The sequence below is a fragment of the Micromonospora sp. WMMD1128 genome (genome assembly GCF_027497235.1).
GTDB lineage: Bacteria > Actinomycetota > Actinomycetes > Mycobacteriales > Micromonosporaceae > Micromonospora.
Genome location: NZ_CP114902.1, coordinates 3,012,854 through 3,032,073, shown reverse-complemented (window position 1 = coordinate 3,032,073; position 19,220 = coordinate 3,012,854). Strand labels below are relative to the sequence as shown.

Below are 19,220 nucleotides of genomic sequence, written 5' to 3'. Positions count from 1 at the left end.
ACCTATTATCCTAGGACGCTCTACCGGGTGTGCCCACCCGCACCGCGTTTGCCCACGCCCAGACCGGGGACGCGACAAGCGCAACGGGCAGCCCAGACGAGGAGGGCGAGATGAGCTTCACCGACAAGGCGAAGAACAAGGCCCAGGAGATGACCGGCATGGCGAAGGAGCGCATCGGTGACGCCACCGACAACGAGCGGTTGCGGGCCGAGGGCGCCAGCGAGCAGAGCACGGCGCGCGCCAAGCAGGCCGGGGAGAACGTCAAGCAGGCCGGTCGCGACGTGAAGGACGCGTTCGAGAAGTGAGCGTGCGATCGGTGGGCCACCGAGATCCGGTGGCCCACCGACGTGTCTCCGGGGCGGGAACGGCGTCGCCCCCGCGGCCGGCTCGGCCTGCGGGGGCGACGGCTGGCGTGGCGATCAGTCGTCGCGGTGGGTGTGCCACCAGGACTGGCCGGCGTCGGGCAGGGTGTCGATCGGGTCGTAGTAGGCGTAGCGCTTGTTGAGCGCTTCCAGGTCGGCCGACTCGATCGAGGTGCGGTAGTTCTTGGTCCAGTAGGAGATGCCGTGCTCGCGGTCGTAGTCGGTGAGCATGTGCACCCAGCGCTTGCCGACGAACGGGACGTCGCAGACGATGCGCGGGGTGGCGTAGCCGGGCAGGTAGCCCATGATGTCGTGCTGGAGCTGCTGGGCGTGCCAGACCGGGACCCGCCAGTGTTCGGCGTTGGGGATCATGTCGCACATGTAGAAGTAGTACGGCAGGATGCCCGCCTCGCCCTGGAGCGCGAAGCAGAGGTCGAGCAGGTCGGCGCTGGTGGCGTTGACGCCGCGCATGAGCACGCCCTGGTTGCGGACGTCGCGTACGCCGACGTCGAGGGCGGTCTGGGTGGCCTTGGCGACCAGCGGGGTCAGCGACTGGGCGTGGTTGACGTGGGTGTGGATGGCGAGGTTGACGCCGCGGCGGGCGGCGGTGCGGGCGACGCGTTCGAGGCCCTCGACGACGTCGGGTTGGAGCCAGTGCTGGGGCAGGCCCATGAGGGCCTTGGTGGCGAGCCGGATGTCGCGGATGGTCTCGATCTCCAGCAGGCGCATGAGGTAGGACTCGAGGTTGCGCCAGGGCACGTTGGCGACGTCGCCGCCGGAGACGACCACGTCGCGGACGCCGGGGTGGGCCTTGAGGTAGGTGATGTGGGCGTCGTACCTGTCGACCGGTTTGAGGGTGAGCTTGAGCTTGTCGACGGCGGGGGTGGAGTTGCCGACGAGGTCCATACGGGTGCAGTGGCCGCAGTACTGCGGGCAGGTGGAGAGCAGTTCGGCGAGGACCTTGGTGGGGTAGCGGTGGGTGAGGCCCTCGGCGACCCACATGTCGTGTTCGTGGAGGCTGTCGCGGCTGGCGTAGGGGTGCGAGGGCCAGTCGGTGCGGCGGTCGGAGGCGACCGGGATCATGTAGCGGCGGATCGGGTCGGCGAGCAGCGCCTCGGTGGTCATGGGCGCGAACGGCACCATCGTGTTGATCATTTGTGGTGGCACCAGCATGGACATGGTGGCCAGGGCCTTCTGGTCGGCCTCGAGGTCGGCGTAGAAGCTTTCGTCCACGAGGTCACCGAGCACGGTGCGCAGCTGCTTGATGTTCTTGACGCAGTTGACCCGCTGCCACTGGGCGTTCTCCCATTGCTCGCGGGTGACGTGGCGCCAGCCGGGGAAGCGGGTCCAATCGGGTTCGACCAGGGGGGCGCGCCGGTATTCGTAGGGCTGTCCGGCGGCGGGGACGGCGACCGGCGTGGAGCGGGGCGTCGGGATGGTTTCCACCGGTTGGGTCTGTGTCACGGCCCCTCCTCGTCAGTGGTGCGGGTAGATCAACCTTGCGAAGGCTACTGGAAAATCTGCGGTCTAGAAATTAGTCTGCCGTAAGTTTTCCCGCGACGCGAACCCTGGCCGGGGTTTCGGGCGGCTGGACATAGGGGGTCGGCGTGACGTCACCGGTGGGTCTGCACCGAGTCGTGGAACCTGCGGGGGTGCTGCCGCAGGCGGCCTGGCGCTTGGACGCCGATCCCGCTGTCGCGGCGAACGAGGTGCGGATCCGGGTGCAGCGGCTGAACCTGGACGCGGCGAGTTTCCGGCAGCTGGCGGAGAAGCACGGCGGGGACGGGGAGAAGGTCCGCGCCGAGGTGCTGGAGATCATCTCGACCCGGGGGAAGATGCAGAACCCGGTGACCGGTTCGGGCGGCATGTTGATCGGCGTCGTGGAGGAGGCGGGTCGCCGCTCCCCGCTGGGACTGCGGCCGGGGGACCGGGTGGCGACGCTCGTGTCGTTGACGTTGACGCCGCTGATGATCCTCGACGGGCTGGCCCGGTGGGACGGGCGCAGTGAGCAGGTGCCGTGCGACGGCTACGCGATCCTGTTCGCGCGGTCGATCGCCGCGGTGTTGCCGGACGATCTGCATCCGGAGTTGTCCCTCGCGGTGCTGGACGTGTGTGGGGCGCCGGCGTTGACGGCGCGGGTGGTGGCCGAGCAGGTGGCGCGGCGTGGCCGGGAGGGTGATCCGCGTCCGGTGGCGGTGGCGGTGATCGGTGGGGCCGGCAAGAGCGGGTCGCTGTCTCTCGCGGCGGCGCGGCGGGCCGGTGCGGGTCGTACGGTCGGGGTGGTGCCGGTGGCGGCGGAGCGGGATGCGCTGGAGCGGGCCGGGTTGGCCGACGCGGTGGCCCTCGCGGACGCCCGGGATCCGGTGGGGTTGTCGACGGCGGTGACCACGGCGCTGGGTGTGCCGGCGGACGTGACGGTGGTGTGCGTGGACGTGCCGGGGTGTGAGCACGGCGCGGTGCTGGCCACGGCGGACGGCGGCACGGTGGTCTTCTTCTCGATGGCGACGAGTTTCGCGGCGGCGGCGTTGGGCGCGGAGGGCCTGGCGGCGGACGTGACGATGCTGGTGGGGAACGGGTTCGTGCCGGGGCACGCGGAGCTGGCGTTGGAGTTGTTGCGGGCCGAGCCGGGGGTGCGTGGTCTGTTCGAGGCGCGGCTGGCGGCAGACTGAGGCCATGACGAACCCCTCGACGCTGTACCGCGGTGGAGTGCTGCACTGTCCGGCCGAGCCGAGCGCGACGGCGCTGCTGGTGCGGGACGGGCGGATCGCCTGGTTGGGTGCGGACGCGGACGCGCCGCCGGCCGATCGGGTGGTGGAGTTGGCCGGGGCGTTGGTGACGCCGGCGTTCGTGGACGCGCATGTGCACGCCACGGACACGGGGCTGGCGTTGTCGGGGCTGGATCTGTCGGCGGTGCGGTCGGCCGGTGAGTTGTTGGCGGCGGTGTCGGCGTTCGCGGGCGGGTTGCCGGGTGACGCGGTGGTGCTGGGGCACGGGTGGGACGAGTCGTCGTGGGTGGATCCGGTGTTGCCGGACGCGGCGGCGGTGGATCGGGCGGCGGGGGGCCGCCGGGTGTATCTGTCGCAGGCGTCGATCCATTCGGCGTTGGTGTCGGCGTCGTTGCTGGCGGCGTGTCCGGAGGCGGCGGGGGCGGCCGGGTTCGACGGGTCGGGGTGGTTGCGGCGTGACGCGCACCATGTGGTGCGGGCGGCGGCGTTCGGGTCGGTGACGCGGGCGCAGCGGGTGGCGGCGCAGCGTCGGGCGTTGGCGCATGCGGCGTCGTTGGGGATCGCGGCGGTGCACGAGTGCGGTGGTCCGGACATTTCCGACGAGGAGGACTTCACCGGGCTGTTGGCGGTGTCCGGGGACGGGGTGCCGGAGGTGTACGGGTACTGGGGTGAGCTGCTGGGTGCGGCGCGGGCCCGGGATCTGGGTGCGGTGGGCGCCGGTGGGGATCTGTTCGCGGACGGGGCGTTGGGGTCGCGGACGGCGCACGTGTCGGCGGCGTACCTGGACGGGGAGTCGGGGGCGTGCGGGCACGGGTACGTGTCGGCGGAGCAGGTGCGTGACCATTTGCTTGATTGTGCGGCGCACGGGATGCAGGGCGGGTTCCACGCGATCGGGGACGCGGCGATCGGCACGGTGTTGGCGGGGTTCGCGCAGGCGGCGGCGACGTTGGGCACGGAGCGGGTGCGGGCGGCCCGGCATCGGGTGGAGCACGCGGAGATCATGAGCAAGCGGTTGATCGCCGGTTTCGTGGAGTACGGGATCGTGGCGTCGATGCAGCCGGCGTTCGACCGGTTGTGGGGTGGTTCGGGGCGGATGTACGAGTCGCGGTTGGGGTTGGCCCGGTCGTTGGAGTCGAATCCGATGGGCGCGATGCACGGGGTGGGGGTGGCGTTGGCGTTCGGGTCGGATTCGCCGGTGACGCCGGTGGATCCGTGGGGGTCGGTGCGGGCGGCGGCGGCGCATCACAACCCGTCGCAGCGGATGAGTGTGCGGGCGGCGTTCGCGGCGCACACGCGCGGCGGGTGGCGGGCGGTGCACCTGGACAACGAGGGTGTGTTGGCGTTGGGTGCGCCGGCGACGTTCGCGGTGTGGGACACCCCGGCCGGGGTGGAGCGGGGGCTGCCGGTGGTGTTGGCGGAGGACCCGGAGTTGCGGGGGCCGGCGGATCCGACGCCGTTGCCGGTGTGCCGGGCCACGGTGTTGCGCGGTGACGTGATCTATCAGGAAGGCAGTTCGTGAGCAAGCTTGGGTTGGATCCGGCGCTTGTGGCGCGGGCGCGGGAGTTGGCGCGCCGGGCGGGGCAGCCGGTGGTGGATCTGGCGCGGAGTCACACCACGGTGTCGGTGGAGCGGGCGGTGCTGCGGTTGGCGGGGGTGTCCGGCGCGGACCCGGACGGTATTCCGTGGGTGAACCGTCTCGTCGACGCGGTGGTGGCGGACGTGGGGTTGGGGCACGGGGTGGCGTTGCCGGTGTTCGACGCGCTCGCGCGGGAGGGTGTCACGGATGTGACGTTGCTGGCGCAGAAGGCGGCGGCCGGGTCGGTGCGTTTCGACCGGCCGTCGGGGAAGGCGGCGACGGCGGCGCGGCGGGCGTCACGGCGGGCGGTGGCGGCGGGGATCCGGCAGGTGGATCGGCGGCGGGCGGAGCGGGACCGCCTGGTGAAGCGGTTCGGGGATCCGAAGCAGCGGCCGTGGATCTATTTGATCGTGGCGACGGGGGACATCTACGAGGACATTCCGCAGGCGCAGGCGGCGGCGCGGGCGGGCGCGGACGTGATCGCGGTGATCCGGTCGACGGGGCAGTCGTTGTTGGACTACGTGCCGGAGGGGGCGACCCGGGAGGGGTTCGCCGGGACGTATGCGACGCAGGAGAACTTCCGGTTGATGCGGGCGGCGTTGGACGAGTCGTCGAAGGAGTTGGGCCGGTACGTGCGGTTGACGAACTACGCGTCGGGGTTGTGCATGCCGGAGATGGCGACGCTGGCCGGCCTGGAGCGGCTGGACATGATGCTCAACGATTCGATGTACGGGATCCTGTTCCGGGACATCAACCCGATCCGGACGTTCGTGGACCAGCGGTTCTCCCGGCAGGTGCACGCGCGGGCGGGGATCATCATCAACACCGGTGAGGACAACTATCTGACCACCGCGGACGCGGTGGACGAGGCGCACACGGTGACGGTGTCGCAGTTGTTGAACGAGTTCTTCGCGCACGAGGCGGGGTTGCCGGACCGGTTGTTGGGGTTGGGGCACGCGTTCGAGATCAACCCGGATGTGCCGGAGTCGTTCCGGTTGGAGTTGGCGCACGCGTTGTTGGCGCGGGAGTTGTTCCCGGACGCGCCGTTGAAGTGGATGCCGCCGACGAAGCACATGACCGGTGACGTGTTCCGGGGGAATCTGCTCGACGGGTTCTTCAACCTGGTGGGCGCCATGACGGGGCAGGGGATCCTGCTGGTGGGGATGATGACGGAGGCGGTGGTGACGCCGTGGTTGTCGGACCGGGACGTCGCGTTGCAGAACGTGCGGTACGTGTTGGGCGCGGCGGGCAATCTGCACGAGGATTTCGCGCCGGCGGCGGGTGGGTTCATCCAGCAGCGGGCGAACCGGGTGCTGGGTGAGGCGGTGGAGTTGTTGGAGCGTATCGGTGGGCAGTCGTTGTTGACGGCGATCGCCGAGGGCACGTTCGGGATCATGAAGCGGCCCGCGGACCGGGGCAAGGGCATCGACGGTGTCGCGAAGCACGAGACCGGCTACTACAACCCGGCCACAGAGATGCTGGAGCAGCCGGCATGAGCGAACGCACCGAGCGCAGCGAGGGCCGTGAGGGCATGCCCAGCCGGCACGGCATGACGGGTAAGACGATCGTGCGGCCGTACGGGGACACCACCGGCGACGGGATGGTGCAGGTGTCGTTCACGTTGCCGGTGCCGCACGACAAGCGGGCCGAGGGCGCGGCCGTGCAGTTGGCCAACAAGATGGGCATGGATCCGGCGATGCTCGTGCACGCCAAGCCGATCGGCGACGGGTTCACGTTCTTCGTGGTGTACGGGCGGGTGAACCACCTGGTGGATCTGGACCGGGTGCAGGTGGTGGAGCGGGACTTCCCGTTGTTGTCGGCCAAGGAGGTCAACGCGGTGGTGAAGCGGAGGTTGCGCCGCAAGTTGTCGGTGGTGGGCGCGTGTATCGGCACGGACGCGCACACCGTGGGCATCGACGCGATCCTGAACGTGAAGGGCATCGCGGGGGAGAAGGGCCTGGAGTACTACCGGGAGTTGAAGGTGACCAACCTGGGTGCGCAGGTGAGTGTGCCGGAGTTGGTGGAGGCGGCCCGGCAGGAACGCGCGGACGCGGTGCTGGTGTCGCAGGTGGTGACGCAGCGCGACGCGCATCTGCACAACACGCGGGAGATGTCGGCGGCGTTCCGGGAGGCGATGCCGGCGGGCCGGCGACCGCTGCTGATCGTGGGTGGGCCGCGGTTCGACGAGACGATGACCGGCGAGTTGGGCGTGGACCGGATCTTCGGTCGGGGCACCACCCCGGGCGAGGTGGCCAGCTTCCTCGTGCACGCTCTGATCACCTCCAGGAAGGCGAACGCCGCATGAGTGACCCTCGGCTCGGTCTGACCGTCACCCACCGCCGGTATGTGCCGTACGCGCACGCCCACTACGCGGGGAACCTGGTCGACGGGGCGTACGCGTTGGGGTTGTTCGGGGATGTGGCGACGGAGGTGTGCATCCGCGCGGACGGCGACGAGGGTTTGTTCGCCTCGTACTCGGAGGTGCAGTTCCGCGCGCCGATGAGGGCCGGTGACGTGCTGGAGGTGGTGGCGACGGTGACGCGGGTGGGCACCCGTAGCCGCACGATCGACTTCGAGGCGCGGGTGGTGTGCCGGGGCCGCCCGGACCGGGGCGACTCGGCGGCCGAGGTGTTGGAGCCGCCGATCGTGGCGGTGACGGCGACCGGCACGGTGGTCGTGCCGCCGGCACCGTGAGCGCGAGGAGTGAGCCGGTTCTGCGAGCCCCGCAGTCGCGAACGAACGACAGCCCCGTGAGCGCGAGGAGTGAGCCGGTCCTGCGAGCCCCGCAGTCGCGAACGAACGACAGCCCCGTGAGCGCGAGGAGTGAGCCGGTCCTGCGAGCCCCGCAGTCGCGAACGAACGACAGCCCCGTGAGCGCGAGGAGTGAGCCGGTCCTGCGAGCCCCGCGGTCGCGAACGACGGACAGCTCCGCGTGAGCGTCGTGGTCTGCGCCGACGTCGGGTCGACGTACACGAAGGCGGCGGTGGTCGACCTCGACGGCGGTCGGCTCGTCGGCGCGGCGTCCGCGCCGACGACCGTCGGTTCGGATGTGCTGCACGGTCTGGACGCCGCGGTCGGTGCGGCCCGCGCGGCGGCCGGGGTCGGTGACGTGCCGTGGTACGTGTGTTCGTCGGCCGGTGGTGGGTTGCGCCTGGCCGTGGTCGGTTACGAGCCTCTGGTGACGGCGCAGGCGGGCCGGCGGGTGGGCCTGTCGGCGGGGGCGAACGTGGTGCACGTGGCCGCCGGCCGGTTGGGCGCGGCGGAGTTGACGGCGTTGCGGGCGGCCCGCCCGGACGTGGTGCTGCTGGTGGGTGGCACCGACGGCGGCGACGCCGACACCCTCACCCACAACGCGACCCGGCTGGCGCGGGCCCGGTGGCGGGTGCCGGTGGTCCTCGCGGGCAACGTCGACGCCCGCGACGGGCTGTACGCGGTGTTGGCCGGCGCGGGTGTGCCGGTGACGGCGGCGGACAACGTGCTGCCCCGGATCGGGGTGTTGGCGCCGGGGCCGGCGCGGGCGGCGATCCGGGAGGTGTTCCTGCGGCACGTCATCGGCGGGAAGAAGTTGTCCCGTGGGGTCCGGTTCGCGCGGCTGGTGCGGGCGGCCACCCCGGACGCGGTGCTGACCGGCGTGGAGGTCCTCGCCGACACCGTCGGCGGTGACCTGGCCGTGGTGGACGTCGGCGGCGCCACCACCGACGTGTATTCGGTGTTGACGCCCGACGAGCGGGAGTCCGGCCCGGGTCGGGAGGTGACCGGCACGCTGTGGCGGGCCCGCACCGTCGAGGGGGACCTGGGCGTGCGGTGGTCGGCGCCGGGGGTGGTGCGGGCCGCCGCGGAGGAGCGGCTGCTCGCCGCCGGGGAGCGGGACGCTCTGGCGGTGGCGGCGGCGGCGCGGGCCGCCGACCCGGGGTTCCTGCCCGGCGGGGACGCCGAGCGGGCCGTCGACGGCCGGATCGCGGCGTTGGCGGCGACGGTGGCGTTGCGTCGGCACGCGCGCGGCGCGGCGACCGGGGAACGGGCCGGGCGGGACCTGCGGGAGGTGCGGCTGCTCGTCGGTTCCGGTGGGGTGTTGCGGCACGCCGAGCCGGCGTCGGCGGTGGGTGTGCTCGACGCGGTGCTCACCGATCATGCGGGCGGGTGGGCGTTGCCGCGGGCCGCCCGGCCGGTCGTCGACGTCGACTACGTGCTGGCGGCGGCCGGGTTGCTCGCCGGCGAGCATCCGGTCGCGGCGGCGGCGGTGCTGCGGTGCCACCTCGGCGGCTGACCGGACGGTCCACCCATCGAGACGCGCCGACGCGACACGCCGTGGCGCAGCACACGACAGGCCGGGGTGGGTTGACAGCGGCGGGGGTGCACGCCGTACCGTCTTTGAGTCCTACCACGGGAAGCGGCTGTTGTTCGCTTCGTCCTCTCGTCCGCTGGCCGAGCGACCGGAAGGTTGCGGCGGCCAGGTCCAGCGGGCGGGGGTCGGCGGGGCGGCGCGAACCGGTCGCGGTTACCGGTGTACGGGCAGGGTGAGAGGAACGGCCAGTAGACAACGGCCAGGCGGGGGCAGCCAGTCCACGTCGGGTCGGTCCGAAGGTCGGCGCCGATCATCTTCGCCCCACCGGCCGGGAAGGGCCTGGGAGCGTCGGGGCGCGGCTTACGCCGCGCCCCGATTTCCGTTTCCGGGGCCGCCCGCGGGCCGGTCGGCGGCCGGGCCGGGTAGCCTTCGGCCCGTGATCGTGGTGAGGTGCCGGTGACGACGCTGGACCGGGAACAGCCGCGTGCCACGGGCGGGGCACGCCCGGGCGGCGTGGCGCGTCGCCCGCTGCCGCTGACGCTGGCCGCGCCGGCCGCGGTGCTGGCGGGGCTGGCGTTGCTGCTGGCGTTCCCCCCGTACGGGGTGTGGCCGCTCGCGCCGGTCGGGGTGGCGTTGCTGGCCGCCGCGGCGCACCGGCGGCGGGTGCGCGCCGGCGCCGGGTTGGGGTTCCTGACCGGGGTGGTGCTGTTCGCGCCGCTGCTGGAGTGGACCAACCTGCACACCGGTTGGCTGCCGTGGGTGCTGCTGTCGGTGTCGCAGGCATGTTTTCTGGCGCTGCTCGGCGCCGCCACCGCCTGGGTGTCGCCGCTGGCCGACCGGCGGGCGGCGGCGTGGCCGCTGCTGACCGGTGTGTTGTGGGTCGGGCAGGAGGCGCTGCGTGACCGCATCCCGTTCGGCGGGTTCCCGTGGGGTCGGTTGGCGTTCAGCCAGGACACGTCGCCGCTGCTGCGCCTGGCGGCGCTCGGCGGCGCCCCGCTCGTGACGTTCGCCGTGGCGTTGGCCGGGGGCATCCTGCTCGCCGCCGGGTGGCGGGACTGGTCCCGCCCGGCCGGGCAGTGGCGGCCGGTCGCCGCGCTGGCCGCGGCCCTGGTCGCGTTGCTCGCCGCCGGGCCGGTCGTCCCGGCGGGGGTACGCGGCGCCGGGGACACCGTCACCGTGGCCGTCGTGCAGGGCAACGTGCCCCGCCTCGGTCTGGACTTCAACGCGCAGCGGCAGCAGGTGTTGAACAACCACGTCGACGCCACCCTGAAGCTGGCCGAGCGGGTCGGTCGGGGTGAGCAGGCCCGCCCCGACGTGGTGGTGTGGCCGGAGAACTCCAGCGACATCGACCCGCTGCGCAACCCGGCCGCCGGCTACCGGATCTCCCAGGCCGCCGACGCGATCGGCGCGCCGATCCTGGTCGGCGCGGTGCTGCTCGGCCCCGGCGAGGGTGAGGTCCGCAACGCCGGCCTGCTGTGGCGGCCGGGCAGCGGCGCGGACCTGACCCAGCTGTACACCAAGCGGCATCCGGTGCCGTTCGCCGAGTACGTGCCGCTGCGGTCGATCGCCCGGAAGGTCAGCGCGGAGGTCGACCGGGTCCGCTCCGACTTCGTTCCCGGTGACCGTCCCGGGGTGCTCGACGCCGGGCCGGCCGTCCTGGGCGACGTGATCTGTTTCGAGGTGGCCTACGACGGGATCGTCCGGGACACCGTCACCGGCGGCGCGCAGCTGCTGGTGGTGCAGACCAACAACGCCACCTTCGACGTGGCCGAGGCCCGCCAGCAGTTGGCCATGGTGCGGCTGCGGGCCGTGGAGCACGGCCGTGCCGCGTTGATGTCCTCCACGGTCGGGGTGTCCGGGTTCGTTTCCCCCGACGGGCGGGTAGACGGTGCCACCGGGTTCAACACCGCCGAGGTGGTGGTGCGGCAGATGCGACTCGGGGACGGGCGTACCCCGGCCACCGTGGCGGGGGTGTGGCCGGAGGTGGCGCTCGCGGCCCTGGCGGTCGCGGCCCTGGCCGGCGCGGCGGTGCTGCGCCGCCGCCGGGAGCCCACCGGCGGTTGAGCCGACGAGAGGCGGTGCGACGGTGGGTGTGGCAGCCGGCCATCCCGGGGTGGGGCGGGTCCTCGTGGTCATCCCCACCTACAACGAGGCGGACAACGTACGCCGCATCGTCGCCCGGGTCCGGGCGGCGGCGCCGGCGGTGGACGTGCTCGTCGCCGACGACGGCAGCCCCGACGGCACCGGCGGTATCGCCGACATGCTCGCCCGGGTCGACCCGCAGGTGCACGTGCTGCACCGGCGGAGCAAGGACGGCCTCGGCGCGGCGTACCTGGCCGGGTTCGGGTGGGCGCGTGAGCGCGGCTACGACGCGGTGGTGGAGATGGACGCCGACGGCTCGCACGCCCCGGAGGACCTGCCGGCGCTGCTGCACGCCGCCCGCGACGCCGACGTGGTGATCGGCTCCCGGTGGACGCCCGGCGCGCGGGTGCTGAACTGGCCGTGGCGGCGGCTGCTGCTGTCGCGGGTGGGCAACCTGTACGCGCGGGTGGCGCTGGGCATGCCGGTCAGCGACGCCACCGGCGGGTACCGGGTGTACCGGTCGACGGCGTTGGAGGCCATCGACCTGAACTCGGTGCGGTCCCAGGGGTACGCGTTCCAGGTGGAGTTGTCCCGGCTGGCGCACCGTGCCGGGGTGCGCATCGTGGAGGTGCCGATCACGTTCGCCGAACGGGAACACGGCGACAGCAAGATGAGCCCGTTGATCGTGGCGGAGGCGCTGTGGCGGGTCACCCGGTGGGGGGTGCGGGACCGGCGGGCGGCGGTGCGGGGCCGCCCGCGGGCGTTGGCGCGGTGGCCGTGAGCGCGGGCGTGTCATGCTGGAGGGGCGTGACGACGCACCGGATGGGGTGAGATGCGCCGAGGACTACGATTCATACCACTGGCTCTGCTGCTGTTGACGCTGCTGGAGCTGGCCGTTTTCGTCCTGGTCGGCCGGGCCGTCGGGTTCGGCGCGGCGCTGCTGCTGGTGTTCGCGGCGTCGCTGCTGGGGTTGGTGTTGCTGCGCCGTGAGGGCATGCGGGCGTGGCGGCGTTTCCGGGCCGCCGCGCAGGCCGGGCAGCCGCCGGGTCCGCAGGTCACCGACGGCCTGGTGGGGTTGGCCGGTGCGTTGCTGCTGGCGTTGCCGGGGCTGGTCAGCGGGGTGGTGGGGCTGCTGCTGATGGTGCCGCCGGTGCGCCGGCTCACCGCCGCCGGGGTGCGCCGGTCCACCGAGCGGCGGGTGTCGTCGATGGTCGCCGGTGACCTGTTCGGCCCGCGTCGGGTGCGGGTCTACCCGGGCGCCGCGCAACCGGCGCCCCCGCAGCCGACGCCGACGCCTGAGCAGCCCCCGGCCGCGCATCAGCCGGGCGCGGCGATCGAGGGCGAGATCGTCGACCGCTGACAAGCGACGCTCGTGACGTGACGAAACGCCCCCGGGGTGATCCCCGGGGGCGTTTCGACGGTTTCGGTTTGTTCAGGCGCGTCCGCGGCGGGTGCGGACCTCCTGCAGCCGCTCGGCGAGGATGTCCTCCAGCTCGGCGATGGAACGCCGCTCCAGCAGCATGTCCCAGTGGGTGCGCGGCGGCTTGGCCTTCTTCTGCTCCGGCTCGTTGCCGTCGACCAGCCGGGCGACGCTGCCGTCGAACTTGCACTCCCAGGTCGTGGGGACCTCGGCGTCGACGGCGAACGGCACCTCGAACTGGTGGCCCTTGGCGCACAGGTACTCGCGGGTCTGCCGCGGCGCGAGCTCCGTGTTCCGGTCGGATTCGTAGCTGACCGCGCCCAGCCGGCTACCGCGCAGCATGCGCTCGCCCATGATCGACTTCCCCTCGTCCGTGGTGCTGGTCCTCAGGTGTAACGGCCGGTCACCGCCCACCCATTCCCCACCCACGTCGGATGAGGCCGTCCGCGGGTCGGGAACCTCAAGGGTAACCGGCCGCGACAGCCCCTCGAATCGGTGGAGTGTTCCGGCCGTCACCGGGGATGGTACCGACCACGCGCGCCGGAGGTGACGATGAGCAGTGACGCGCCGGTCGGGGCCCGCCGGGAAGACCTTCCTCCGCCGCCGCGCGGCTCACCGCGCCGGGGTGGGCGGCAACGGCAACGGCAGGCCGGGCAGCCCGTCGATGCTCGTCGCCACGTGCTCCTTGCCGGCGAAGTACGCCGACAGCGACGCGTCGTCCTCCCGGGCGAACCGGCGGCCGTGCAGATCCCGGTCGGTGTCGTAACTCATCAGCGGCACCGCGTAGCCGCATGTGTCGCGGATCAGCTCGGCGCGCACCACGATCACCGCCCGCAGGCCGTGCGGGCCCGGGTCGATGTCGGGGAAGTGCCGCAACAGGTCGGGCCAGCGCGGGTCGTCGCGGAACACCGGCTCACCGCGCCCGTGCACCCGCACGATCGTCGGCGGGCCGGCGAACGCGCACCACATCAGCGTCACCCGGCCGTTCTCCCGCAGGTGGGCGATGGTCTCGGCGTTGCTGCCGGCGAAGTCGAGGTAGGCCACGGTGCGTTCGTCGAGCACCGCCAGCGCGCCGCGCAGCCCCTTGGGGGACAGGTTGACCGTGCCGTCGCCGGCCAGTGGGGCGGTGGCGACGAAGAACACCGGCTGCGCCTCGATGAACTCCCGCAGCCGGCCGTCGATGCGCTCGTACGTCTTTCCCATGCCAACATCCTGGCCCGGCGGGCCGCCGCCGCGCTGCCCCGTCCCGGTCCGTGGCCGGGCTCCCCGGATCGTGGTGCGGCACGGCCCCCCAGAGGGCGCGGTCTCCGCCTGGACGCCGCCGGCGGACGGGTCAGCCGGCCCGCGAGCCGAGCGCGGCCAGCGCCCCGGCCAGGTCGCTGACCTGGTCGGCGAGCTGCCCGACGCGCCGTTCGGCGGCGTCCCGGTCGGCGTCGGCCGCGACCAGCCGGGCCGCCGACTCCTCCGCCCGGGCCTGCGCGGCGGCCACCGCCCGGCGGGCCTCGACCAGCTCGGCGGCGAGCGCCGCCACCTCCGCCCGGGCCGCGTCCGTCGCCGCGACCGCCTCGGCGCGGGCGACGTCGACGCGGTCCCGCTCGGCGCGCACCGCGTCCGCGGCGGCGACCGCCTCGGCGCGGGCGGCCTCCGCCCGGTCCCGCTCGGCGCGGGCCGCCCGCGCGGCGGTCGCCTCGGCGTCGGCCCGCTCGGTCGCCGTCTGCGCCGACCGGCGGTCCTCGACCGCCTGCGTCCGGGCGGCCTGCGCGTCGGCGCGCGCCGCGTCGGCCTCGGCGCGCAGGCGCTGCGCCCGGTCCAGGGCCTCCGTGGCGGACCGGGTGGCGCGTTCGGCGTCGGCGCGGGCGGTGTCCCGTTCGGCGGTCAGCTCGGCGGCCCGCTGCCGCTCGCCGTCGCGTTCGGCCCGCACCGTGCGCAGCTCGGCGCGGGCGGCGTCACGGTCGCGTTCGGCCTGCACCCGCAGCGCCTGCGCGGCGCCGGCCTCGGCGCGGGCGGCGTCGCGGGCGGTCTCCGCGGCGGCGGCCCGCTCGACCGCCGCCGCGGCCGTCGCCTCCGCCCGCTCGGCGCGCTGACCGGCGGCGTCCCGGTCGGCGTACGCGGCCCGGGTCTCCTGCCGGTCCCGGGCCGCCGCGGCGGCGGCGTCCTCGGCGTCGCGGCGGGCCTCGTCGCGTTCGGCGTGCGCGGCGGCGACCTGCGCGGAGGTCTCCGCGCGCACCTCGGCGAGCTGCCGCTCCACCCCGGCCGGGGACAGCTCGGCGTGCAACGCCTCGGTGAGCGTCTCCACCACCTGGTCGAGCCGGTCCACCGCCTCCCAGGTGCGGGCCACCTGCCCGGGCAGGCCGGGGGAGTTGCGGTGCCGCATCCGCGAGTTGCGGGCGGCCCGCTGGCAGGCGCCGTCGTTGTCCCGGCAGTAGCGGAACGGACGGCCGGCGCCGGCGCGCTGCGGCACCTCGCGTCCGCAGTGGGCGCAGGGGCGGGTCTCGGTGGTCAGGTCGGCGTCCATCGGGGGCGAAGTCTAGTGGCCGCCGTCGGCGCGGGCCGCGCCGTCGAGGGTGTAGCGGCGCTGCACCAGGACCGCGACCACCATCACGGCGGCGGGCAGCAGACCGAAGCCGTACCGCAGCGCCGCGAGGGCCTGCGCCGACTGGGTGACGGACTGCCCGACGGTCGACGCGACGAAGCCCCCCGCGGCCAGGCACAATGCGTACGCGTAGGGGCCGAGCGCCGCGCCGGTGGCCTCGGTGGCGGTCCACACCCCGGTGTAGGTGCCGGCCCGCTCGGCGCCGGCGGCGCGGATCACGTCGGGCAGCATCGAGAACGGCAGTAGCTGCATGCCGGCGAACGCCACCCCGAGCACCGCCACGGCGGCGACCAGCACCGGCAGCCCGGCCGGCCGGCCGACCGCCAGCACCATCGACCCGGCGGCGAACGCGACCTGCGCGCCGAGCAGCGCGCGTTGCTTGCCGACCCGCCGGGCCAGCCCCAGCCACGCCGGTGTGACAAGCAGTGCCGGCGCGACGAATGCGGCGACCAGCACCGTGGCCAGCCGGGCCCGGCCCAGCTCGTACTGCGCGTAGTAGGGCACCCCGGCCAGGACCAGGTGGGTGGTGGTGGACATGGCCAGGTACGCGCCGGCCAGCCGGCGGAACTGCCGGTCCCGCAGGCTCGCCGCCAGCGTCCGCCAGCCGCCGGCGCCGGGCCCGAGCGTCGGGGCGGACGCCGTGCGGCGCAGCCGGCCGATCCCGGCCACCCCGACCGCCATCGCGGCGAGCATGCCGGCGGCCAGCGCCACGGCCATCCGCAGGTAGCCGCCGCGGGTGGCGGCGTCACCGCCGGCCAGCAGCGGCGCCAGCAGCCCGGAGACGAGGATGCCGAGCGTGAGCACCACCATCCGGAAGGCCATCAGCCGGGTCCGCTCGTGATAGCCGATCCGCAGGTCCGCCGGCGTCGCCAGGTAGGGCACCTGGTAGGCGGCGAACAGCAGGTTGCCGGCCACGAAGAACACCGCCACCCAGGCCGCCGCGCCCGCGCCGGTCAGCCCGCCGGGCACCGCGAACAGCACGGCGAACGCCGCCGGCAACGCGCAGCCGGTCAGCAGCAGCCGCCGGCGGTGGCCCCGGCGGGCCTGCTCGAGGTCGCTGCGGTGCCCGACCCACGGGTGCAGCAGCACGTCGGCGACCTTTGGCAGCAGCAGGGTCAACCCGGCCAGCCACGGCGTGACCGCGAGGACGTCGGTGAGGAAGTAGAGCAGCAGCAGGCCGGGCACGGTGACCCACACGCCCATGCCCAGCGACCCGGCGGCGAACCCGAGCAGCGGGCCACGCGGCAGGGCGACGGTCTCGTGTCGCTGCTGCGTCCCGGTCATCATCGGCACCCCAATCCAACGGTTGCTGGATTGTAGGGGTGACAATGGCCGGATGACCATGCCCCGCCGCCGGCCGGGCCGGCCCCGCCGCGACGACCAGCGACCCACCCGCGACCTCGTGCTCGACGCCGCCACCGCGCTGTTCGCGCAGCGCGGCTTCGACGCGGTCAGCGTCCGGGACGTCGCCGCCGCGGCCGGCGTCGACGTGGCGACCGTCGCCCACCACACCGGCGCCAAGGCGCAGCTCTACGACGCCTGTTTCGCCCGGGTGTTCACCGCCGAGCGGGCGGCGCTGGAGGCGGCCGGGGAACGCGCGCGCGCCGCCCTGACGGCCGGGCCGACCGATGCGCTGCGCGCCCTGCACGACCTGGTCGACGTGTTCGTCGACTTCCTGGAGGACCGGCCCGAGACGACCGCGCTGTGGCTGCGTCGTTGGCTGGAGCCGCAGCGGCACGCCGAGCTGGACCGGCGCTACGCCGCGCCGCTGTACGCGCAGGTCGAGCAGTTGCTGGCCGCCGCGTCCGCCGCCGGGGCGCTGGTCGAGCCGGCCCCGCACGTGACCGTACGCAGCCTGGTCTGGGCGGTGCACGGGCACGTGGTGGCGCTGGCCGCGGGCACCGGTTCCGGGGCGCGGGAGCGGCGGGAGTTCCGCGCGTTCGTGCACCGGTTCCTCGACGGGCTCTACCCGCCGGCCACGGCTTGACGACGGCACGCCCGCCGGGCAATTATCCAGCAGTCGTTGGATTAAGGGGGGCGGTCATGGCGGCACCACCCAGGGTGGCGGTCATCGGCACCGGAGCGGCCGGGCTGGCCACACTCAAAGCGCTCGCCGACGTCGGCGTGCCGGCGGTGGCCTTCGAGACCGCCGACACAATCGGCGGTCTCTGGGTCTACGGCGCGCCCGGCTCGCCGGCCTACCGGACGCTGCACCTCAACACCAGCAAGGGGCGCACCGAGTTCGCCGACCATCCGATGCCGGCCGACTGGCCCGACTACCCCGACCACGCCCGCGTCGCCGGCTACCTCGACGACTACGCCGACCGGTTCGGCCTGCGCGAGGCGGTGCGGCTGCGTCACACCGTCGACCGGGTCACCCGCGCCGGCGACGGCTGGCGGGTACACGCCGAGGGCCCCGCCGGGCCGGTCGAGGTCGACGTCGCGGCGGTGGTGGTGGCAAACGGGCACAACCGGGTGCCGCACCGGCCCGAGCCCTACCCGGGCGAATGCGCCGCCGAACAGATGCACAGCCACGACTACCGCGGGCCCGAGCAACTCGCCGGCCGGCGGGTCCTGGTCGTCGGCGGCGGCAACTCCGCGATGGACATCGCGGTCGACGCCTCGTACGCCGCCACCCGGACGCTGCTGTCGCTTCGCCGCGGCGTCTGGGTGGTGCCGAAATACCTGCTCGGCCGTCCCTCGGACACGCTCAACGGGGCGCTGGCCCGCCACCTGCCCTGGCGGCTGCGGCAACGGATCAGCCAGGCCACGCTGACCGCCGCCGTCGGCCCACCCGCCCGCTACGGACTGCCCGCCCCGACACACGGCTTCCTCCAGGACCACCCGACGCTCTCCGACACGCTGCTGTCCCGGCTCACCCACGGCGACATCCACGCCCGGCCCGGGATCGCGCGTTTCGCCGGCGGGCGGGTCGAGTTCACCGACGGTCGCGTCGACGCAATCGACCTGGTCATCTGGTGCACCGGCTACCGGGTGCGGGTGCCGTTCATCGACCCGAGCCTGCTCGGCGACGGCGCCGACCGGCTGCCGTTGTACCGGCACGTGTTCCACCTGGACGCCGCCGGGCTGGCGTTCGTCGGGCTCATGCAGTCCACCGGCGCGGCGTTCCCGCTGCTGGAGGCGCAGGCCCGGCTGGTCGCCGCGCGCCTGGCCGGCACCTGGGCGCCGCCGGATCCGGCCCGCCAGGCCGCCGCCTGCCGGGCTGAGCTACGCGCCGCCACCGCCCGCTGGGGGCAACGCCGCCCGCACATGCGGGTGGACTTCGACGCCTACCTGGCCGAGCTGCGCCGGGAACTGGCCGCCGGCGCGCGGCGCGCCGGAGCGACCCGGTGAGCGCGCTGGCCGGCCGCCGGGCGCTGGTCACCGGCGCGCGGGGCACCTTCGGCCGGCGCCTGGGCGACGCGCTGACCGCCGCCGGAGCGCACGTGGTCGGGCTGGACCTGCACGCCGACACCGACGCCACGCCGCCGGTGCTCGGGGTCGACCTGACCGATCCGGCCGCGACGGCACCGGCGGTGGCCGCCGCCGTCGACCGGCTCGGCGGGCTGGACCTGCTGGTCAACAACGCCGGCGTCGGCGGACCGGCGCCGGCCGAGCTGCCCCCGGACGAGGTGGTGCGCCGCCAGTTGGAGGTGAACCTGCTCGCCGCCTGGCGGACCACCGCCGCCGCACTGCCCGCCCTGGAGGCCACCCGCGGTCGGGTGATCTTCGTGGCCAGCCGGATGGCCGTGCTGCCGCTGCCCCTGGCCGCCGCATACGGGGTGAGTAAGCGGGCGCTCGTCGCGTACGCCGACGCGCTGCGTCACGAGGTCGGCACACACGTCGGAGTCAGCGTCGTCTACCCCAGCATGGTCCCCTCCCCGATCCACGACAGCACAGAGGCCGCCGGACTGTCGCTGAGCGGGGTGTCCCGGCCGGAGCCGGTCGACGGGGTGGTCGCGGCGATCCTGCGCGCCGCCGCCGCCCGCCGCGCCCCCCGGGACGTGGCCACCACCCGACGCGGCCGGGTCGAGCTGATGCTGGCCCGGCACGCGCCGGGCCTGGCCGACCGGCTGGTGCGGCGTACCGTCGCCGGCCGCATCGCCGCGGGTGACCTCGACGGCGCGGCGCTGGCCGCCGGGATGCTCCGGCGGCACCGGCGGGCCGGCCGGTAGC

18 protein-coding genes are annotated in these 19,220 nt (G+C 74.2%); 13 read left to right on the top strand and 5 right to left on the bottom strand.

The window, feature by feature from the left end:
• Positions 1-110 precede the first annotated feature (110 nt).
• The gene (locus tag O7602_RS13960) at positions 111-305 is read left to right on the top strand and encodes a CsbD family protein (RefSeq protein ID WP_281589449.1); all 195 of its coding nucleotides are present in this window, start codon (positions 111-113) and stop codon (positions 303-305) included.
• 114 nt (positions 306-419) lie between these two features.
• Here the strand turns inward: O7602_RS13960 and O7602_RS13955 are convergent, their stop codons facing one another.
• Positions 420-1,808: a lysine 2,3-aminomutase gene (locus O7602_RS13955; protein WP_281590294.1), complete on the bottom strand. Its 1,389-nt coding sequence runs from the start codon at positions 1,806-1,808 to the stop codon at positions 420-422.
• Positions 1,809-1,981: 173 nt separating this feature from the next.
• Between O7602_RS13955 and O7602_RS13950 the strand changes: the two genes are divergently transcribed.
• The 9 genes from O7602_RS13950 to O7602_RS13910 all read left to right on the top strand — a co-directional run bounded on the left by O7602_RS13950 (position 1,982) and on the right by O7602_RS13910 (position 12,391).
• Complete coding sequence (locus O7602_RS13950; protein WP_281590292.1) at positions 1,982-3,031, top strand: zinc-binding alcohol dehydrogenase; 1,050 nt, start codon at positions 1,982-1,984, stop codon at positions 3,029-3,031.
• Between the two features lie 4 nt (positions 3,032-3,035).
• Positions 3,036-4,607, top strand: a complete 1,572-nt coding sequence (locus tag O7602_RS13945; RefSeq protein ID WP_281589447.1) for an amidohydrolase family protein — start codon at positions 3,036-3,038, stop codon at positions 4,605-4,607.
• Positions 4,604-6,160, top strand: a complete 1,557-nt coding sequence (locus tag O7602_RS13940) for a lysine 5,6-aminomutase subunit alpha (protein ID WP_281589445.1) — start codon at positions 4,604-4,606, stop codon at positions 6,158-6,160. Before O7602_RS13945 ends, O7602_RS13940 begins: the two co-directional genes overlap by 4 nt.
• A gap of 53 nt (positions 6,161-6,213) precedes the next feature.
• Positions 6,214-6,969 carry an OAM dimerization domain-containing protein gene (locus tag O7602_RS13935; RefSeq protein ID WP_281590291.1) on the top strand — a complete coding sequence of 252 codons (756 nt, stop codon included), beginning with the start codon at positions 6,214-6,216 and terminating at the stop codon, positions 6,967-6,969.
• Complete coding sequence (locus O7602_RS13930) at positions 6,966-7,358, top strand: hotdog domain-containing protein (protein WP_281589443.1); 393 nt, start codon at positions 6,966-6,968, stop codon at positions 7,356-7,358. Before O7602_RS13935 ends, O7602_RS13930 begins: the two co-directional genes overlap by 4 nt.
• A gap of 238 nt (positions 7,359-7,596) precedes the next feature.
• Positions 7,597-8,931, top strand: a complete 1,335-nt coding sequence (locus O7602_RS13925) for a glutamate mutase L (protein WP_281589441.1) — start codon at positions 7,597-7,599, stop codon at positions 8,929-8,931.
• Positions 8,932-9,414: 483 nt separating this feature from the next.
• Positions 9,415-11,013: an apolipoprotein N-acyltransferase gene (gene lnt / locus O7602_RS13920; RefSeq protein ID WP_281590289.1), complete on the top strand. Its 1,599-nt coding sequence runs from the start codon at positions 9,415-9,417 to the stop codon at positions 11,011-11,013.
• Between the two features lie 22 nt (positions 11,014-11,035).
• Positions 11,036-11,812, top strand: coding sequence for a polyprenol monophosphomannose synthase (locus O7602_RS13915; RefSeq protein WP_281589439.1), 777 nt, complete (start codon positions 11,036-11,038; stop codon positions 11,810-11,812).
• A 51-nt stretch (positions 11,813-11,863) separates the two neighbouring features.
• Complete coding sequence (locus O7602_RS13910; RefSeq protein ID WP_281589437.1) at positions 11,864-12,391, top strand: FxsA family protein; 528 nt, start codon at positions 11,864-11,866, stop codon at positions 12,389-12,391.
• A gap of 72 nt (positions 12,392-12,463) precedes the next feature.
• On the opposite strand, the gene O7602_RS13905 is transcribed toward O7602_RS13910, so the two are convergent.
• The 4 genes from O7602_RS13905 to O7602_RS13890 all read right to left on the bottom strand — a co-directional run bounded on the left by O7602_RS13905 (position 12,464) and on the right by O7602_RS13890 (position 16,328).
• The gene (locus O7602_RS13905; protein WP_007460094.1) at positions 12,464-12,805 is read right to left on the bottom strand and encodes an RNA polymerase-binding protein RbpA; all 342 of its coding nucleotides are present in this window, start codon (positions 12,803-12,805) and stop codon (positions 12,464-12,466) included.
• Positions 12,806-13,063: 258 nt separating this feature from the next.
• Positions 13,064-13,654, bottom strand: a complete 591-nt coding sequence (locus tag O7602_RS13900) for a pyridoxamine 5'-phosphate oxidase family protein (RefSeq protein ID WP_281589435.1) — start codon at positions 13,652-13,654, stop codon at positions 13,064-13,066.
• Between the two features lie 130 nt (positions 13,655-13,784).
• Positions 13,785-14,966, bottom strand: coding sequence for a hypothetical protein (locus O7602_RS13895; protein ID WP_281589433.1), 1,182 nt, complete (start codon positions 14,964-14,966; stop codon positions 13,785-13,787).
• 12 nt (positions 14,967-14,978) lie between these two features.
• On the bottom strand, positions 14,979-16,328 hold the full coding sequence (locus tag O7602_RS13890; protein WP_281589431.1) for an MFS transporter: 1,350 nt from the start codon (positions 16,326-16,328) through the stop codon (positions 14,979-14,981).
• A 58-nt stretch (positions 16,329-16,386) separates the two neighbouring features.
• On the opposite strand from O7602_RS13890, the gene O7602_RS13885 reads away from it, so the two are divergent.
• The 3 genes from O7602_RS13885 to O7602_RS13875 are packed head-to-tail and all read left to right on the top strand — an operon-like array spanning position 16,387 to position 19,219.
• Entirely contained in the window at positions 16,387-17,031 is a 645-nt protein-coding gene (locus O7602_RS13885) for a TetR/AcrR family transcriptional regulator (protein ID WP_281590287.1), read from the top strand.
• 56 nt (positions 17,032-17,087) lie between these two features.
• Positions 17,088-18,398: an NAD(P)-binding domain-containing protein gene (locus O7602_RS13880; protein WP_281589429.1), complete on the top strand. Its 1,311-nt coding sequence runs from the start codon at positions 17,088-17,090 to the stop codon at positions 18,396-18,398.
• Positions 18,395-19,219, top strand: a complete 825-nt coding sequence (locus O7602_RS13875; protein ID WP_281589427.1) for an SDR family NAD(P)-dependent oxidoreductase — start codon at positions 18,395-18,397, stop codon at positions 19,217-19,219. The genes O7602_RS13880 and O7602_RS13875 overlap by 4 nt, the downstream gene beginning before the upstream one ends.
• Position 19,220 lies beyond the last annotated feature (1 nt).

Bases quoted from the DNA above. Each gene is read 5' to 3' on its own strand.
- O7602_RS13905 (WP_007460094.1), bottom strand. From the start codon at position 12,805: ATGGGCGAGCGCATGCTGCGCGGTAGCCGGCTGGGCGCGGTCAGCTAC.
- O7602_RS13885 (WP_281590287.1), top strand. From the start codon at position 16,387: ATGCCCCGCCGCCGGCCGGGCCGGCCCCGCCGCGACGACCAGCGACCC.
- O7602_RS13890 (WP_281589431.1), bottom strand. From the start codon at position 16,328: ATGACCGGGACGCAGCAGCGACACGAGACCGTCGCCCTGCCGCGTGGC.
- O7602_RS13935 (WP_281590291.1), top strand. From the start codon at position 6,214: ATGACGGGTAAGACGATCGTGCGGCCGTACGGGGACACCACCGGCGAC.
- O7602_RS13945 (WP_281589447.1), top strand. From the start codon at position 3,036: ATGACGAACCCCTCGACGCTGTACCGCGGTGGAGTGCTGCACTGTCCG.
- O7602_RS13960 (WP_281589449.1), top strand. From the start codon at position 111: ATGAGCTTCACCGACAAGGCGAAGAACAAGGCCCAGGAGATGACCGGC.
- O7602_RS13900 (WP_281589435.1), bottom strand. From the start codon at position 13,654: ATGGGAAAGACGTACGAGCGCATCGACGGCCGGCTGCGGGAGTTCATC.
- O7602_RS13880 (WP_281589429.1), top strand. From the start codon at position 17,088: ATGGCGGCACCACCCAGGGTGGCGGTCATCGGCACCGGAGCGGCCGGG.
- O7602_RS13910 (WP_281589437.1), top strand. From the start codon at position 11,864: ATGCGCCGAGGACTACGATTCATACCACTGGCTCTGCTGCTGTTGACG.
- O7602_RS13895 (WP_281589433.1), bottom strand. From the start codon at position 14,966: ATGGACGCCGACCTGACCACCGAGACCCGCCCCTGCGCCCACTGCGGA.
- O7602_RS13930 (WP_281589443.1), top strand. From the start codon at position 6,966: ATGAGTGACCCTCGGCTCGGTCTGACCGTCACCCACCGCCGGTATGTG.